11 protein-coding genes are annotated in these 14,784 nt (G+C 73.2%); 7 read left to right on the top strand and 4 right to left on the bottom strand.

Annotation, left to right across the window (positions count from 1 at the left end; all coding sequences use genetic code 11):
* Positions 1–41: 41 nt before the first annotated feature.
* Positions 42–770, bottom strand: coding sequence for an MBL fold metallo-hydrolase (locus ABEA81_RS30650; RefSeq protein WP_345609808.1), 729 nt, complete (start codon positions 768–770; stop codon positions 42–44).
* A 100-nt stretch (positions 771–870) separates the two neighbouring features.
* Here ABEA81_RS30650 and ABEA81_RS30645 point away from each other — a divergent pair, with 100 nt between their 5' ends.
* The 5 genes from ABEA81_RS30645 to ABEA81_RS30625 all read left to right on the top strand — a co-directional run bounded on the left by ABEA81_RS30645 (position 871) and on the right by ABEA81_RS30625 (position 7,349).
* Positions 871–1,302 carry a TIGR03668 family PPOX class F420-dependent oxidoreductase gene (locus ABEA81_RS30645; RefSeq protein WP_345609806.1) on the top strand — a complete coding sequence of 144 codons (432 nt, stop codon included), beginning with the start codon at positions 871–873 and terminating at the stop codon, positions 1,300–1,302.
* A gap of 126 nt (positions 1,303–1,428) precedes the next feature.
* The gene (locus ABEA81_RS30640; RefSeq protein ID WP_345609804.1) at positions 1,429–2,757 is read left to right on the top strand and encodes an ABC transporter substrate-binding protein; all 1,329 of its coding nucleotides are present in this window, start codon (positions 1,429–1,431) and stop codon (positions 2,755–2,757) included.
* Positions 2,748–3,710, top strand: coding sequence for a carbohydrate ABC transporter permease (locus ABEA81_RS30635; RefSeq protein ID WP_345609802.1), 963 nt, complete (start codon positions 2,748–2,750; stop codon positions 3,708–3,710). Before ABEA81_RS30640 ends, ABEA81_RS30635 begins: the two co-directional genes overlap by 10 nt.
* Entirely contained in the window at positions 3,707–4,534 is an 828-nt protein-coding gene (locus ABEA81_RS30630) for a carbohydrate ABC transporter permease (protein WP_345609800.1), read from the top strand. Before ABEA81_RS30635 ends, ABEA81_RS30630 begins: the two co-directional genes overlap by 4 nt.
* Before the next feature lie 19 nt (positions 4,535–4,553).
* Positions 4,554–7,349, top strand: a complete 2,796-nt coding sequence (locus ABEA81_RS30625) for a glycoside hydrolase family 78 protein (RefSeq protein ID WP_345609798.1) — start codon at positions 4,554–4,556, stop codon at positions 7,347–7,349.
* Here ABEA81_RS30625 and ABEA81_RS30620 read toward each other — a convergent pair.
* From ABEA81_RS30620 to ABEA81_RS30610, 3 genes are all read right to left on the bottom strand, one after another.
* Positions 7,327–8,553 carry an MFS transporter gene (locus ABEA81_RS30620; protein WP_345609796.1) on the bottom strand — a complete coding sequence of 409 codons (1,227 nt, stop codon included), beginning with the start codon at positions 8,551–8,553 and terminating at the stop codon, positions 7,327–7,329. The genes ABEA81_RS30625 and ABEA81_RS30620 overlap by 23 nt on opposite strands.
* A 211-nt stretch (positions 8,554–8,764) precedes the next feature.
* A complete protein-coding gene (locus tag ABEA81_RS30615; RefSeq protein WP_345609795.1) occupies positions 8,765–9,517 on the bottom strand; it encodes an IclR family transcriptional regulator in 753 nt (250 codons plus the stop codon).
* Positions 9,514–10,947: an APC family permease gene (locus ABEA81_RS30610; RefSeq protein WP_345609793.1), complete on the bottom strand. Its 1,434-nt coding sequence runs from the start codon at positions 10,945–10,947 to the stop codon at positions 9,514–9,516. Before ABEA81_RS30610 ends, ABEA81_RS30615 begins: the two co-directional genes overlap by 4 nt.
* Positions 10,948–11,162: 215 nt before the next feature.
* On the opposite strand from ABEA81_RS30610, the gene ABEA81_RS30605 reads away from it, so the two are divergent.
* Positions 11,163–13,139 (top strand): primary-amine oxidase, encoded by a 1,977-nt coding sequence (locus ABEA81_RS30605; RefSeq protein WP_345609791.1) that lies wholly within the window; start codon positions 11,163–11,165, stop codon positions 13,137–13,139.
* Positions 13,129–14,670: an APC family permease gene (locus tag ABEA81_RS30600; RefSeq protein WP_345609789.1), complete on the top strand. Its 1,542-nt coding sequence runs from the start codon at positions 13,129–13,131 to the stop codon at positions 14,668–14,670. Before ABEA81_RS30605 ends, ABEA81_RS30600 begins: the two co-directional genes overlap by 11 nt.
* Positions 14,671–14,784: the final 114 nt, after the last annotated feature.

The raw sequence follows: 14,784 nt of genomic DNA, 5'->3' as shown, positions 1-14,784 counted from the left end.
GCGCCGCCGCCGGGGGCCGGCCACGGCACGGCGGCGCGTGGCTACTCCGGGGTGTGCGGCTTGACCGTCCGTGCGAGGAACCGGCGCACCGCCTCCCGCGCGCCGTCGACGATGTCCGGGCCGTGGGTGAAGCCCACGCGGTCGTACTCGAGCTCGCCCAGGACGTGCGCGGTGCGCCTGGTCATCCGGAAGTCGGTGCAGAAGAACCGGGGCGGGTAGCGCATGCCGAGCACGTTGAAGATCGCGTCGCCGGTGATCAGCGTGCGGGTGGGCTCGTGCAGGAGCGAGATGTGCCCGGGGGAGTGGCCGGGCGTCGCCACCACCCGCAGCCCGCCCGCGACGTCGAGCAGCTGGCCGTCCACGAGCTTCTCGCCCACCGGCACCGGCGGGAACCGGCCGTTCTGCAGCCGGGCGAAGATCCGTCCGATCGCGTACGAGCGGTCGTTCGGCGGGCTCGTGCCGGCCTCGGCGAACCCGGCGTCCTCGGCGTGGACGGCCACCGGGGCGCCGGTGCGGGCCGCCATCTCCTGCGCCCCGCCGGCGTGGTCGAGGTGGGCGTGGGTCAGCACGATCCGCTGCACGTCCGCGGGCCGCTTCCCGAGTGCGGCCAGCCCGGCGACGATCCGCGCGGGTGCGCGGTCGAGGCCGGCGTCGACGAGCGTGACGGAGCCGTCGTCGTCGACGAGCGCGAACGAGTTGACGGCCCACGACCCGACGGTCGGGATGCGGAAGACACCCGGTGCGACGGCCACGGCGGGAGGAGGAGCCATGCACCCGGAGCCTACTCAGGAACGGGGCGGACCCGGGGCGGTCGGCGAAGCGCGGGCCCGCCTGCTCGCCGCCGGCGCATGCTCGCGCGACACTCTGGAGGTGCCCGCGCTCGATCCCGAGACGACCCGGTCCCGGTTCGCCGCCGCCCCGGTGGCCCGGCTGGCCACCTTGCGCCCCGACGGCACGCCGCGGCTGGTGCCGATCACCTTCGTGCTGATCGACGGGCTCGTCTGCTCGGCGGTGGACGAGGTCAAGCCGAAGACCACCACCCGGCTCGCGCGCCTGGCCGACGTCGCGCGCGACCCGCGGGTCGGCCTCGTCGTGGACCACTACGCGGACGACTGGTCGGCGCTGTGGTGGGTGCGTGTCGACGGCACCGCGGCGGTGCACGACGGCGGGGAGCTGCGCGAGCGGGCGCTCGCCGCGCTGGCCGCGAAGTACCCGCCGTACGCGGCGGCGCCGCCGGCGGGCGCGCTCCTCGTGGTCACGCCGACGCGATGGACGGGCTGGTCCGCCGCCGACCAGCGGTGAAACCTTTCACTACTGATCGTTCCCGGCTGCGGCGCCGAAGGTTCGACTTGACGGAGGTCACATGCGCCCATAGGGTCGCCGCAGCGTCTGAAACGTTTTAATTCCCGTCCCGACAAAGAGGTCCTGATGAGGAAGCAGACATCCTCGCGCCGTCACCTGCGGGTGATCGCGCTCGCGGCCGGCGTCGCGCTGGCCCTCGCCGGATGCAGCGCCGGCAGCCTCGGTTCCAGCGGCGGTGGGGATGGGGTCTCGCTGACCTTCCTCGTCGGCAGCAACCAGAGCACGGTGAACGCCGCGGAGAGCGTGGCCAAGGCGTTCATGGCGCAGAACCCCGGCATCACCGTGAACGTCGAGACCCGGCCCAGCGGGTCCGAGGGCGACAACATCGTCAAGACCCGGCTGGCCACCGGCGACATGGCCGACCTGTTCGTCTACAACTCCGGCTCGCTGTTCCAGGCCATCGGCCCGGAGCAGAACCTCACGCCGCTCACCGACCAGCCGTGGGTCGGTGCGCTCGAGCAGAACTTCAAGCGGGTCGTCTCCGCGGGTGAGCAGGTCTACGGCGCCCCGTTCGGGCCCCAGCTGACCGGCGCGATCCTCTACAACAAGAAGATCTACGCCGACCTCGGCCTGCAGATCCCGCGCACGTGGGACGCGTTCATGGCGAACAACGCCGCGATCAAGGCCGCGGGCACCGTCCCGGTCATCCAGACCTACGGCGAGACCTACACCTCCCAGCTGTTCGTCCTCGGCGACTTCCACAACGTCGCGGCCGCGGAGCCGGACTTCGCCGAGCGCTACACCGCGGGCCAGGCGAAGTACGCCTCGTCCCCCGCGGCGCTCAAGGGCTGGGAGCACCTGCAGCAGCTGCACGACCTCGGCTACTACAACGAGGACTTCCCCACCGCCAAGATGGAGGAGGGCATGCGGAAGCTCGGCGACGGCGAGGGCGCGCACTACCCGATGCTCACCAACGGCATCCCCACCCTCACCGCCGCGTCCCCCGAGGGCGCCAAGGACATCGGCATCTTCCCGATCCCCGGTGACGACCCCGCGAAGAACGGGCTGACCGTGTGGTCCCCGAACGGGGTCTACATCCCGAAGACCACCGAGGGCGCGAAGCTGGACGCCGCCAAGAAGCTCGAGGCGTTCATCGCGAGCCCGGCGGGTTGCGACGCGCAGTCCGACGGAGCCACACCCACCGGCCCGTACGCGGTGGACGGGTGCACGCTCCCCGCCGACGTCCTCCCGGCCACGAAGGACTTCCAGACCTACATCGACGCCGGGACCTACAGCCCCGCGCTGGAGTTCCTGTCGCCGATCAAGGGCCCGGCCCTGGAGCAGATCACGGTCGAGGTCGGCTCCGGCATCCGCTCGGCCGCCGACGGCGCCGCCCTGTACGACCAGGACGTCCGCAAGCAGGCCCAGCAGCTCGGGCTGCCCGGGTGGGACTAGCGGCGGCCCACCCGGAGAGCGACCAGATGGCCATCACCACCACGAGGAGCAGCGCCGCCCCCACCGGGGCGGCGCACTCCCCGCCCGCGGGGCGCAGGCCGCGCAGCCCCTACCCGACGTGGTTCTACCTGCCGGCCGCGATCATCTACACGATCTTCTTCCTGGTCCCGACGTTCGCCTCGTTCTACTTCAGCCTCACCCGCTGGAGCCTGTTCGAGTTCGAGTTCATCGGGATGGACAACTTCGTCCAGTTCTTCCGCGAACCGGCCCTCGTGACGGGCCTGGTCAACACGATCGTCTACGGCGTCGTCACGTCGGGGCTCAAGGTCGTGCTGGGCCTGCTGCTCGGCGTGCTGCTGACCTCGCAGATCATCGCCCGTGGGTTCCTGCGCTCGGTGGTGTTCTTCCCGGTGCTGGTCAGCACGATCGGCGTCGGGATCACTTTCCAGGCACTCATGGACCCCTTCGGCGGCCCGATCAACGAGGCGCTCGCCGCCATCGGGATCCACGGGCCGGGCTGGCTCACCGACCCGTCCCTCGCGCTGCTGTCGGTGGCGCTGGTCGACGTCTGGAAGGGCGTCGGGCTGGCCACCGTGATCTACATCGCCGGCATCGTCTCGATCCCCCAGGAGTACTTCGAGGCGGCACGGGTGGACGGCGCCGGGCCGTTGCAGCAGTTCCGGCACGTGCTGCTGCCGCTGGCGCGGCCCGCGACCGTCACCGTGATCATCCTGTCGCTGATCGGCGGCCTGCGGTCGTTCGACCTGATCTGGGCGATGACGCGCGGCGGACCCGGCTTCACCTCCGACGTGATCGCCTCGGTGATCTACAAGCAGTACCAGGCCGGGTTCTACGGCCTGTCCACCGCCGGGAACGTGCTGCTGTTCGTGCTGGTCACCGCGATCGTCCTGCCGCTCTCGCGGTTCCTGAACCGCAAGGAGGTGGAGTTGTGAGAACCGCGACCAGGTACTGGCTCGGCACGGCCGCGATACTCGCCTTCGGCGTGGTGTTCATCATCCCGTTCGCGTTCATCCTGGTCACCGCGATGAAGACGCAGCAGGAAGCGGGCCTGCTGGAGTTCACATGGCCCACGCAGATCGCATTGCTGGACAACCTGCGCGATGCGCTGCAGGCGCGCGACTACATCCTCATCATCGCGTTCATCAACAGCACGATCCTCACCGTCTCCAGCGTGGCGATCATGGTGATCATCGCGGCGATGGTCGGTTTCGTGCTGCAGCGGCGCCCGAGCCGCTGGACCGGGTTCGTCAACTTCCTCGTGCTGTCCGGGCTGATCATCCCGCCCGCCGTCGTGCCCACGATCTGGGTGCTGCAGGGGCTGGGCCTGTTCCGGACCATGCCCGGGCTGATCCTGGTCGAGGTCGCGTACGGGATGTCGTTCTCGATCCTGCTGTTCCGGGCGTTCATCGCCACGGTGCCGCGGGAGCTGGACGAGGCCGCGATCATCGACGGCGCCGGCCCGCTACGGCTGTTCTTCCGCGTGATCTTCCCGCTGCTGCGCCCGGTGGCAGTCACCGTGGTCGTCGTGCAGTCGGTGGTGGTGTTCAACGACTTCACCCACCCGCTGTACTTCCTGCCCGGCGAGCAGAACGCCACGGTGCAGCTCACGCTCTACAACTTCCAGAGCCAGTACGAGACCCAGTACAACCTGCTCTTCATGAACATCCTCCTCATCACCATCCCCCCGCTGGTGATGTACCTGTTCTTCAACCGCCAGATCGTCGCCGGCATGACCGCCGGCGCCATCAAGGGCTGAAATCCACAAGGGAGAACCTGTGCCGTCCGTCGTCCGGATCACCGCCGAGCACGCCACCGACAGGACCACCGTCGCCACCCCGCGCCCGCGCCTGTCCTGGGTGACCGAGTCCGACAGCCCCGGGTGGCTCCAGGCCGGCGCCGAGGTCGAGCTGGACGGCGGCGCGAGCGTGCGGCTCGACGGGCGCGACTCGGTGCTGGTCGACTGGCCGTTCGAACCCCTCGCGGCCGGCAGCGTGCACAGCGTCCGGGTCCGCGTCACCGGCGAGGACGGGGCGAGGTCGGAGTGGAGCGAGCCGCACGAGATCGCGGCCGGCTTCCTGCCCGATGGCGGATGGGTGGCGAGGCTCGTCGGGCTCGCCGACCCGGCCGGGCACGCGCAACCCGCGCTCGTGCGGGCCGGTTTCACGGTCGACGGCCCGGTGCGCCGCGCCACCCTGTACGCCACGGCGCACGGCGTCTACCAGGTCGAGGTCAACGGCCGTGAGGTGGACGACGAGGTGCTCAAGCCGGGCTGGACGGCGTACGAGCAGCGGTTGCTGCACGAGACGACCGACGTCACGGCGCTGCTCGCCGACGGCGACAACGCGGTGGGGGTCTGGCTCTCGGGCGGGTGGTACTGCGAGCGCTTCGGCTTCCGGAACGCGGAGCTGCACTACGGGGCGCAGCCCGCGGTCGCCGTCCAGCTGGTGATCGAGTACGCGGACGGGGGCACCGAGACCGTGGCGAGCGGCCCGGACTGGCGCGCGACGGCCGAGGGGCCGATCACGGCGGGCGGCATCTACGCGGGGGAGTCGTTCGACGCCCGGCGCGCGCTGCCCGGCTGGTCGGCGCCCGGGTTCGACGACTCGGGGTGGGCGCCGGTGCGGGTGGACGAGACGAGCCTCGTGCCCGAGGCCCGCAACTCCCCGGCGGCCCGGCGCACCCAGGAGGTGCCGGTCCGGGAGGTGCTCACCACGCCGAGCGGGGCCACCGTCCTCGACTTCGGCCAGAACGTCGTCGGGTGGCTGCGGATCACCGTCGCGGGTGAGCGCGGGCAGGAGATCGTGCTGCGCCACGCCGAGGTCCTCGAACACGGGGAGCTGTGCACCCGGCCGCTGCGCCGGGCCGAGGCCACCGACCGCATCACCCTCGCCGGCGGCGGCCCGCAGACCTGGGAACCCCGCTCGACGTTCCACGGGTTCCGCTACGTGCAGGTCGAGGGCTGGCCCGGTGAGCTGGACCCGGCGGACGTCGTCGCGGTCGTGGTGCACACCGACATGCGCCGGACGGGGTGGTTCGAGAGCTCGTCCGAACTGGTCGACCGGTTGCACGAGAACGTGGTGTGGGGGATGCGGGGCAACTTCCTGCACGTGCCCACCGACTGCCCGCAGCGCGACGAGCGGCTCGGGTGGACCGGCGACATCCAGGTCTTCTCGCCGACCGCCACCTACCTGTTCGACTGCGACGGCTTCCTGTCCTCGTGGCTCACCGACCTCGCGCTGGAACAGCGCGTGCAGGACGGCGTGGTGCCGTTCATCGTCCCGAACGTCCTCGAGCGCGCCGCCACCCCGGCCGCGGCGTGGGGCGACGCCGCCACCGTGATCCCGCACGTGCTGTACGAGCGCTTCGGTGACCGCGGGGTGCTGGCCGCCCAGTACGACAGCATGCGCGACTGGGTGGAGGTGCTGCTCGCGCTGGCCGGGCCCCGGCTGCTGTGGGAGGGCCGCTTCCAGTTCGGCGACTGGCTCGACCCGGCGGCCCCGCCGGAGCGCCCCGGCGACGCCAGCACCGACCCGGACCTCGTCGCGAGCGCACACCTGTTCCGCTCCACCGACCTGCTCGCCCGTGCCGCCGCGCTGCTGGGCCGCGAGGACGACGCCGCGCACTACCGGAAGGTGGCCGAGGACGTGCGGGCCGCGTTCGTGCGCGAGTACGTCACGCCGGCCGGGCGGATGATGTCCGACACCCAGACCGCCTACGCGATGGCGCTGGTCTACGGCATCGTCACCGAGCCGGGCGAGCGCCGGGTGATGGGCGAGCGCCTCGCCGAGCTGGTGCGGGTGGCCGGCTACCGGGTGGCCACCGGGTTCGTCGGCACCCCGATCGTGCAGGACGCGCTCACCGGCACCGGCCACCTGGACGCGGCCGCGAGGATGCTGCTGCAGACGCAGTGCCCGTCCTGGCTCTACCCGGTGACGATGGGCGCCACCACGATCTGGGAGCGCTGGGACAGCATGCTCCCCGACGGCACGGTGAACCCCGGACAGATGACCTCGTTCAACCACTACGCGTTCGGGGCCATCGCCGACTGGCTGCACCGGGTGGTGGCCGGCCTCGCGCCCGCCGCGCCGGGCTACCGCGAGCTCGACATCGCCCCGCACCCCCTGCCCGGCCTGGAGTGGGCGCGCACCGCGCACGAGACGCCGTACGGGCGCGCATCCGTGGGCTGGGAGCGGCGCGGGGACACGATCGTCGTCGACGCCGTGGTGCCCGCCAACACCACCGCCACGGTGCGCCTTCCCGGCGGCGCCGAGCCGGTCGCCGTCGGCGCGGGGACCCACCGCTGGGAGGTCCCGGCACCGGCCACGGACAACGGACGGGGGCCGGTCACGCTGGACACCCCGCTCGCCGAGGTGATCGACGACCAGGCGGCGTACGACGCGCTGCTGGGCGCCGTGCGCGCGCGGGACGAGGCGAAGGTGACCGACCTGCTCGACCAGACCAGGTGGCTGCCGCACATGTCGCTGGGCCATGCGCTCGGCCGGATGCCCGCGGAGATCCGGGAGGACGTCCGCGCCGCGCTGGAGGCGGTCAGCCGGGGCCGGGCCGGGTAGCGGTCCGGCCGCCGCTGGTCGCGATCACGCCGGCCACGGCGAGCACCGCGATCGCGGCGAGCACGACGAGGAGCGGTGCCGTCCAGCCGCCGGTGGCGGAGTGGACGGCGCCCAGCACCGGCGGCGCGGCCGCGGCCACCGTGTAGCCGCCGCCCTGCACGAGCGCGGAGAAGTGCCGGCTCTCCGCCGCGTCGCGGGCGACGCGCACGATCAGCGAGAAGATCGCGACCAGCCCACCCGCCTGGGCGAACCCGCCGACGACGCACCAGACCGCCCACAGCTGCGGCGCGAAGGTGAAGCCGAGCGGGACCGTCGTCCACGCCGCGCACACGACGAGGACGGTCGGGACCGGGCCGGTGCAGCGCAGCAGCACCGGCACCCCGAACGCGCCGCCGAGCGCGGCGATCTGGAAGATCGACGCCGCCGCGCCCGCGGTGGCGGCGGGCATCGCGAGCTCGTCGCGTAGCAGCTGCGGGAGCCACGCCGTCACGCCGTAGTACGCGAACGCCTGCCCGGCGAACGCGGCGGTCAGCAGCCAGGCGACCGGGCGGCGCCACCAGGCCGCCGGCGTCGCGGTGGCCGGCCCGTCCGGGACGGGCGCCGGCATCGGCTCGGGGCCCCGCGTCGCCCACCACCAGACCGCGGCGGACCCCACGGCCAGCACACCCCAGCTCGCCAGCGCGACGCGCCAGCCGGTGGCGTTCGCGATCGGCACCGTCAGCGACAGGGTCAGCATCGAACCGACGTTGAGCGCCGCGGTGTACGCCCCGAGCACCGCACCCGCGTGCCGGCTCAGGTCCCGCCCGATGACCACGGGGATCGCCACGTTGCCCGCGGTGATCGCCAGCCCGAGCAGCACCGTGCCGGTGATCGCGGCCGGCAGCCCGTCGAGGGAACGGACCACGACGCCCGCGAACAGGACCCCGAGCGCGACGAGCACGCCCCGGGCGAGGCCCACCCGGGCCAGCAGGGCCGAGGCCAGCGGGGTGGCGAGCCCGAAGCACAGCACCGGGAGGCTCGTGAGGAGCCCGGCGGTGGCGGCGTCGATCCCGAGGTCGGCGCGGATGGGGTCGACCACCGCGGTCACGGCGACCAGCGGGCCGCGCAGGTTCAGCGCGAGGAGCAGGATCGCGGTGATCAGCAGCGCCGCCGGAACCGCGGGGGAGCCGGTCGCGGGCAGGGAGCGGGGGCGGGCGGCCGTCACGTGGCTCCATGCTCCTGTCCGGAACCCGCGGAGTCACGTGGAGGTGAGGCGACAGACAGTGGAGGCCGGCGTCGCCGCCCGGCACGCTCACACACGGACTTCGGTGCTCACACATGAACTGCAGTTGGTGTGCCGGCACGCAGGTTGGTGTGCGACCTGCGTGGTGTCGAGGCCGAGGCGCCGCGGTGCCGCACGCCTGAGGCGGGGCTCGTCAAGCGAGCAGGGGGCTCAGCCGCTCGGCGTGCTCGCGCAGGAGCGCGACGAGCTCGTCGTTCGGCTCCGCCACCCGGTGCGGCGGGCCGGCCAGCGCGAGCCCGGCGACGAGGTCACCGGTTGCCGGTCCGCGGACCGGCACGGCGAGGCAGCCGCGGTCGGGGCGCAGCTCGCCGCACTGGCGGGCGAGCCCGCTGGTGGCGACGGTGGCGAGCTGCCGGTCGAGCGCACCTGCGTCGACGACGGTGTGCTCGGTGAAGCGGCGCAGGTCGCGGGCCACCGCGCGCCAGTCGGGCTGCTCGGCGAGCAGCAGCTTCCCGAGGGCCGACGCGTGCGGGTAGCGGGCGATGAGGGTCGGCTCGGCCGGGGGGTGGTCGGGATCGGTGTCGACGAGCGTGACCTGCCCGGTGGTGAACGACGCGAGGTGCACGCCCCAGCGGACGAGCCCGCGCAGGTGCTCCACCACCGCGCGGGCGGCCGTCGGCGGGGTCGTGACGACGGGCAGTGCGAGGCGCGCCGCGCGCCGGCCGAGGGCGAACCCGCGCAGGTCGGGTAGCCGCACGAGGTACTCCTCGCCGACGAGCAGGTTGAGCAGGCGGTAGGTGGTGGCCTGCGGCAGCTTGAGCGCGGCGGAGATCTCCTTGGCGGTGACGCCGGGACCCGCCGCCACCACCTCCTCCAGGACGGCCAGTGCGCTGCGGACGGCCCGGGGCTGGCGGCCCGAGAGCGGGAGCGGGTCGAGCCCGGTCACGCGGCGCGCCCGGTGTGGACGTCGGCCGTAGACGGTTCGTCGTACACGCCGATCGCTGCGAGCTCGCGCGGCCTGCGGACCCGCAGCACGGCGTACCAGGCGAGCGCCGCGAGCACGAGCGCGCCGAGCACGACCGGCACCGCGCCGCCGAGCGCCGAGACGACGAAGGCGCAGCAGACCCCGGCGAGGACCGGCACGGCGGCGGCGGTGACGATCAACGGTGCGACGGTGAGCTCGCCGATCCGCCGCAGGAAGAACGGCGCCGCGAGCGCCACCAGCAGGTACGCGACGAGGTAGCCCGCGGTCGCCACGCTGATCAGCCCGCGCAGCGCCGTGAGGCCGGGCACCCCGGCCATGAACATCGCCGCGGGCACCGCCGCGCCGACGGGGATCGCCACGGCGATGGCGACGTGGGGGGTCCGGTAGCGGCGGTGCGTCACACCGATCCGGCGCGGCACGATCCCGTCGCGTGCCATCGAGAACAGCACGCGGACCAGCGCGTTCGTGGTGGCGAGGGTGCACGCCACGAAGGAGGTGGCGATGCCGAGGTCGAGCAGGACGGCCAGCCACGGCGTGCCGTGCGCCGCGGCGAGGGTGACGACCGGCTCCGGCTGGCCGCCCAGCGCTCCGGCGAACCCGACGACCTGCGTGTGGGCGGCGAGCAGGGTGAGCAGCCCGACCAGCCCCGCCGTGCCGAGCACCGCCCGCGGGACCGTGACGAACGGCCGCCGTGCCTCCACGCCGAGGGTGGTGGCGGCCTCGAACCCGATGAACGCGCCCATCGCGGGCAGCACCCCGGCCACGACGCCCGCGAGGCTCCAGCCGGGCGCGGCACCGGCCGGTGCGGGCGGCGCAGGCGGACCGGCCAGCAGCACCGCGAAGATCACGAGCATAAGCCCGATGGAGACCGCCTCGACCGCGAGCACGATCCGGGCCGACACCCGCACACCGCGCAGCACGAGCGCGGCGGCGAGCGCGGCGAGCACCACGACGGCCAGTGCGCCCACCGCGGACGGCGGGCTCCACCCCAGCCTGCTGAGCAGGGCGCCGGTGTAGAGCGCCGCCCCGGCGAGCACCGCCATGAGGAGCACGGCGTACCCGGCGAGCAGCGCGGCCCCGCACGCGAACGCCGCAGCGGGGCCGAGCCCCTTCGCGGTGAGGCTGTACAGGGAGCCGGCCGCGGCCATCCGGCGCGTGAAGGTCGCGATGCAGGCCCCGACGGCGAGCGCCACCGCGGTGGCGAGCACGAACGACCAGACCGTCGCCGTGCCCCCGGTCGTGGCCACGATCGCCGGGACGGTGGCCATCCCGGCGGCGGGCGCGGCCGTGGACACGGACTGCGCGAGCACTTCGAGGGGGCGGAGGTTGCGCCGGTCGAGCCCGTGCACCGGCGAGCGGTGCCGCAGCGCCGCCAGTGGCCCGTTCCGCATCACGCACCTCCCGTGATCGGACGGACGCTAACCCGGCCACCGCCGCCGCGACAGGCGGGAACGTGTCGAATGAGAATCGGGCAGCCCGGATTCCCGCGGCGTGAGAGCGATCACAGCCGCGTTTCGCGGCTGCGGAGACCCACCTTTGACGGCGACGACGTCCAGCGGTGACCGTCCCTGACCAGGCTCTCGCCAACGACGCAGGGAGGATCCGCATGACCACCGTCGAGGACCGGCGCGAGGCGACCAGCACCCCGACCCACCCGCTTGCGATGACCACGAGCGCGGAGGTCGACCGGGTCCGGGAGACCCTCGTCGCCGCGGGCCTGCTCACCGAGACCGTCCGCTTCGCGTTCTTCGCGCCCGAGGAGCCGCCCAAGTCGGAGGTGCTCGACCACACCGACGGCGCACCGGTCGACCGCCGGTTCCGGGCCGTGCTCCTCGACCTCGCGACCGGGCGGTCGTGGGACACGGTGGTGTCGGCCACGCGCGGCGAGGTGGTGTCCTCCCGCGAGCTGGACCCGCCGGTCGACGGCCAGCCGCCGATCATCGACGCCGAGTTCGAGCTGATCGAGGACATCCTGAACGCCGACGACGGCTGGACCGCCGCGCTGCGCAGGCGGGGTCTCGACCCGGCCGCGGTGCGCGCCGTCCCGCTCTCGGCCGGCGTGTACGACCACCCGGACGAGGTCGGCCGCCGGATCGTGCGCTCCTTCGGCTTCCACCAGGACCACGAGCGCGACCACCCGTGGGCGCACCCGATCGACGGCCTCGTCGCCTACGTCGACCTCACCGACCGGCGCGTGACCCGCGTCGTCGACGTCGACGCGCCCCCGGTCCCGGCGACCTCGGGCAACTTCGACGACCCCCAGGTGCAGGGGCCGGCGCTCGACTCGCTGAAGCCGATCGAGATCACCCAGCCCGACGGCCGCAGCTTCACCGTCGAGGACGGCCGGGTGCGCTGGGGCAGGTGGGACCTGCGCATCGGGTTCAACGAGCGCGAGGGCCTCACCCTGCACCAGATCGCCTTCGACGGGCGACCGGTCTGCTACCGCGCCTCGATCGCGGAGATGGTCGTGCCCTACGCCGACCCGGCCCCGACGCGGTTCTGGCAGAACTACTTCGACTGCGGCGAGTACATGTTCGCCCGCTACGCAGACTCGCTGCAGCTGGGCTGCGACTGCCTCGGCGACATCCACTACGTCGACGCCGTGATCGCCGACGACCTCGGCAACCCGAAGACGATCACCAACGCGATCTGCATGCACGAGGAGGACACCGGTGTGCTCTGGAAGCACTCCGACATGTTCACCGGCTCCCGGGAGGTGCGCCGGCAGCGCCGCCTGGTGATCTCGTTCTTCACCCCGATCGGCAACTACGACTACGGCTTCTACTGGTACCTCTACCTCGACGGCACCATCCAGCTCGAGGTCAAGGCCACCGGGATCGTGTTCACCGCCGCCTACCCCGACGGCGGCAACGACTACGCCACCGAGGTGGCGCCGGGGCTGGGCGCGCCGTACCACCAGCACCTTTTCTCGGCACGCCTGGACATGACGGTCGACGGCGTGCGCAACGCCGTCGAGGAGGTGGAGGCCGAGCGCGTGCCGATGGGGGAGGGCAACCCGTATGGCAACGCGTTCCGGCAGCGGCGTACCCGCCTGACCCGGGAGTCGCAGGCGCAGCGGCGCGCGGACGGGTCCGTCGTGCGCACCTGGCACGTCGTCAACCCGGAGAAGCGGGGCGCGCTCGGCCAGAGCGTCGGCTACGCGCTGCTGCCCGAGGGGCGGGCCACGCTGCTCGCCGACGAGGCCTCCTCGATCCACGCGCGGGCCACCTTCGCCACGAACCACCTGTGGGTCACCCGCTACGACCCGGCGCAGCGCTACCCGGCGGGCGACTTCGTCAACCAGAACCCCGGCGGCGCGGGCCTGCCCGCCTGGGTGCGGGCCGACCGCGAGATCGACGGCGAGGACATCGTCGTCTGGCACACCTTCGGCACCACCCACTTCCCGCGGCCGGAGGACTGGCCGGTCATGCCCGTCGACCACACCGGCTTCACGCTCAAGCCGGTCGGGTTCTTCGACCGCAACCCCGCGCTCGACGTCCCGCCCGCGTCCTCGGCGCACTGCCACACCGGCCCGGCGGACGTGCACGGCCCGGCGAAGGAGCGTGGCGGCGATGGCGACTGACGCGACCGCGACCCCCGGGACCAGCCCCGCGACCACGACCGGCGGCTTCCACCGCACGCTCGGCCTGCGCGACGTCATCGCCCAGAGCCTGTCGGTGATCGCGCCCGCGATGTCCGGGGCGTTCCTCACCTACCTCGCCTCGACGAAGGCGGGCGGCGCGACGCCGCTGGCCTACGTGCTCGGGACCCTCGCGATGCTCGCCGTCGGCGGCACCGTGGCGATGTTCGCGCGCTCGCTGTCCTCGGCCGGGTCGATGTACACCTACATCACCCGCGGCGGCGGGAAGGTGCTCGGCTTCCTCGGCGGGTGGTGCTACGCCGCGGCGTTCCTGGTGCTCGGCGGCGCGGTGCTGTGGGGGTTCGGGTTCTTCACCGCGAGCCTCGTCGCGCTGCTCACCGGCGCCGACCCGGCCTGGTACTGGTTCTCGCTGGCCGGGCTCGTCGTCATCGCGCTGATGAGCCTGTTCGACATCCAGGCGTCCACCCGCACCCAGCTCGCGATCCTGCTGGTCACGATGGTCGCCCTGCTCGCCGTCGCCGTGGTCGTCATCGCCATCGGGTCGCCCGCGGTCAGCGTGATCGACGGGACGACACCCGTGGCCGACCCGGGCCGCAGCCTCGACCTCGCGGCGTTCTGGCCATCGGCTGCGGGCGTGTCGTGGACCGGGGTGCTCTTCGGGCTGTCGTTCGCGATGCTGTCGTTCACCGGGGCAGAGGCGAGCGCCGTGCTCTCGGAGGAGACCCGCGACCCGCGCCGCGCCATCCCGCGCGCGATCATCGGGTCGATCGTCGCGGCCGGGCTGTTCTACCTGGTGATCACCTACGCCACGGCGGTCGGGTTCGGGGTGCAGCAGGCCACGAGCGACTGGCCGGCGTCCGTCGCCGGGCTGGCCGCCGTCGCCCCGAACGAGGCGGTGGCTGCGGTCGTGCTGGCCTGCGCGGCGCTGGCCAGCCTGTTCTGCGCGCTCGGGGTGCACATCGCGGTGTCGCGGGTGCTCTTCGCGATGGGCCGCGAGCGGGTGCTGCCCGCTTGGCTCGGCGTGCTGCACCCGCGGTGGGGCACCCCGTACCGGGCGATCGCGCTCGACCTCGCCGTCTGGGTGCTGCTCGCCGTCGCGTCGGTGCTGCTCACGAGCCGGGAGAGCCAGGTGGCGCTGGCCGGTGGGGTCGACAGCGGCCTCACCGGAGGGGTGTTCCTCTTCACCTTCCTCGCCGGCGTCGGCACGCCGCTGGTCATGGCCGTGTACCTGATGCTCGGGATCGCGGGCGCCGCGCAGGGGCGGCGCAGCGGCAAGCCGTGGTTCGCCGTGACGGGCGTGCTCGCCGCGCTGGTCGGGGCGCTCGCACTGGTCGGGGGGCTCTACTACTCGTTCGAGCCCGCCGCGCCCGACGCCCCCATCGTGCTGCAGGTCGCGATGGTGCCGTGGGTCTGCCTCGCGATCGCCGTCGCCGGCCTCGCCGTCGCGGCCTGGACCCGGCACTACCGCCGGGAGGTGTGGGCCGACATGGGTCGCATCTTCGACGAGGTCTAGCCGCCGGGGATCGTGAATGCCAGCCACCATGCCGGCACCCGGGTGTCTCACGCCGCGCCCGACGATCTTCCGGCGACAAGGGTCGGTGTTCGGACCGCCCGTTGCCAAACCGTC

Origin of the sequence: Pseudonocardia adelaidensis (genome assembly GCF_039543345.1) — a bacterium.
Taxonomy (GTDB): Bacteria; Actinomycetota; Actinomycetes; order Mycobacteriales; family Pseudonocardiaceae; genus Pseudonocardia; species Pseudonocardia adelaidensis.
The sequence above is the reverse complement of the archived record's forward strand: the minus strand, read 5'-3'. Positions and strand labels throughout refer to the sequence as shown.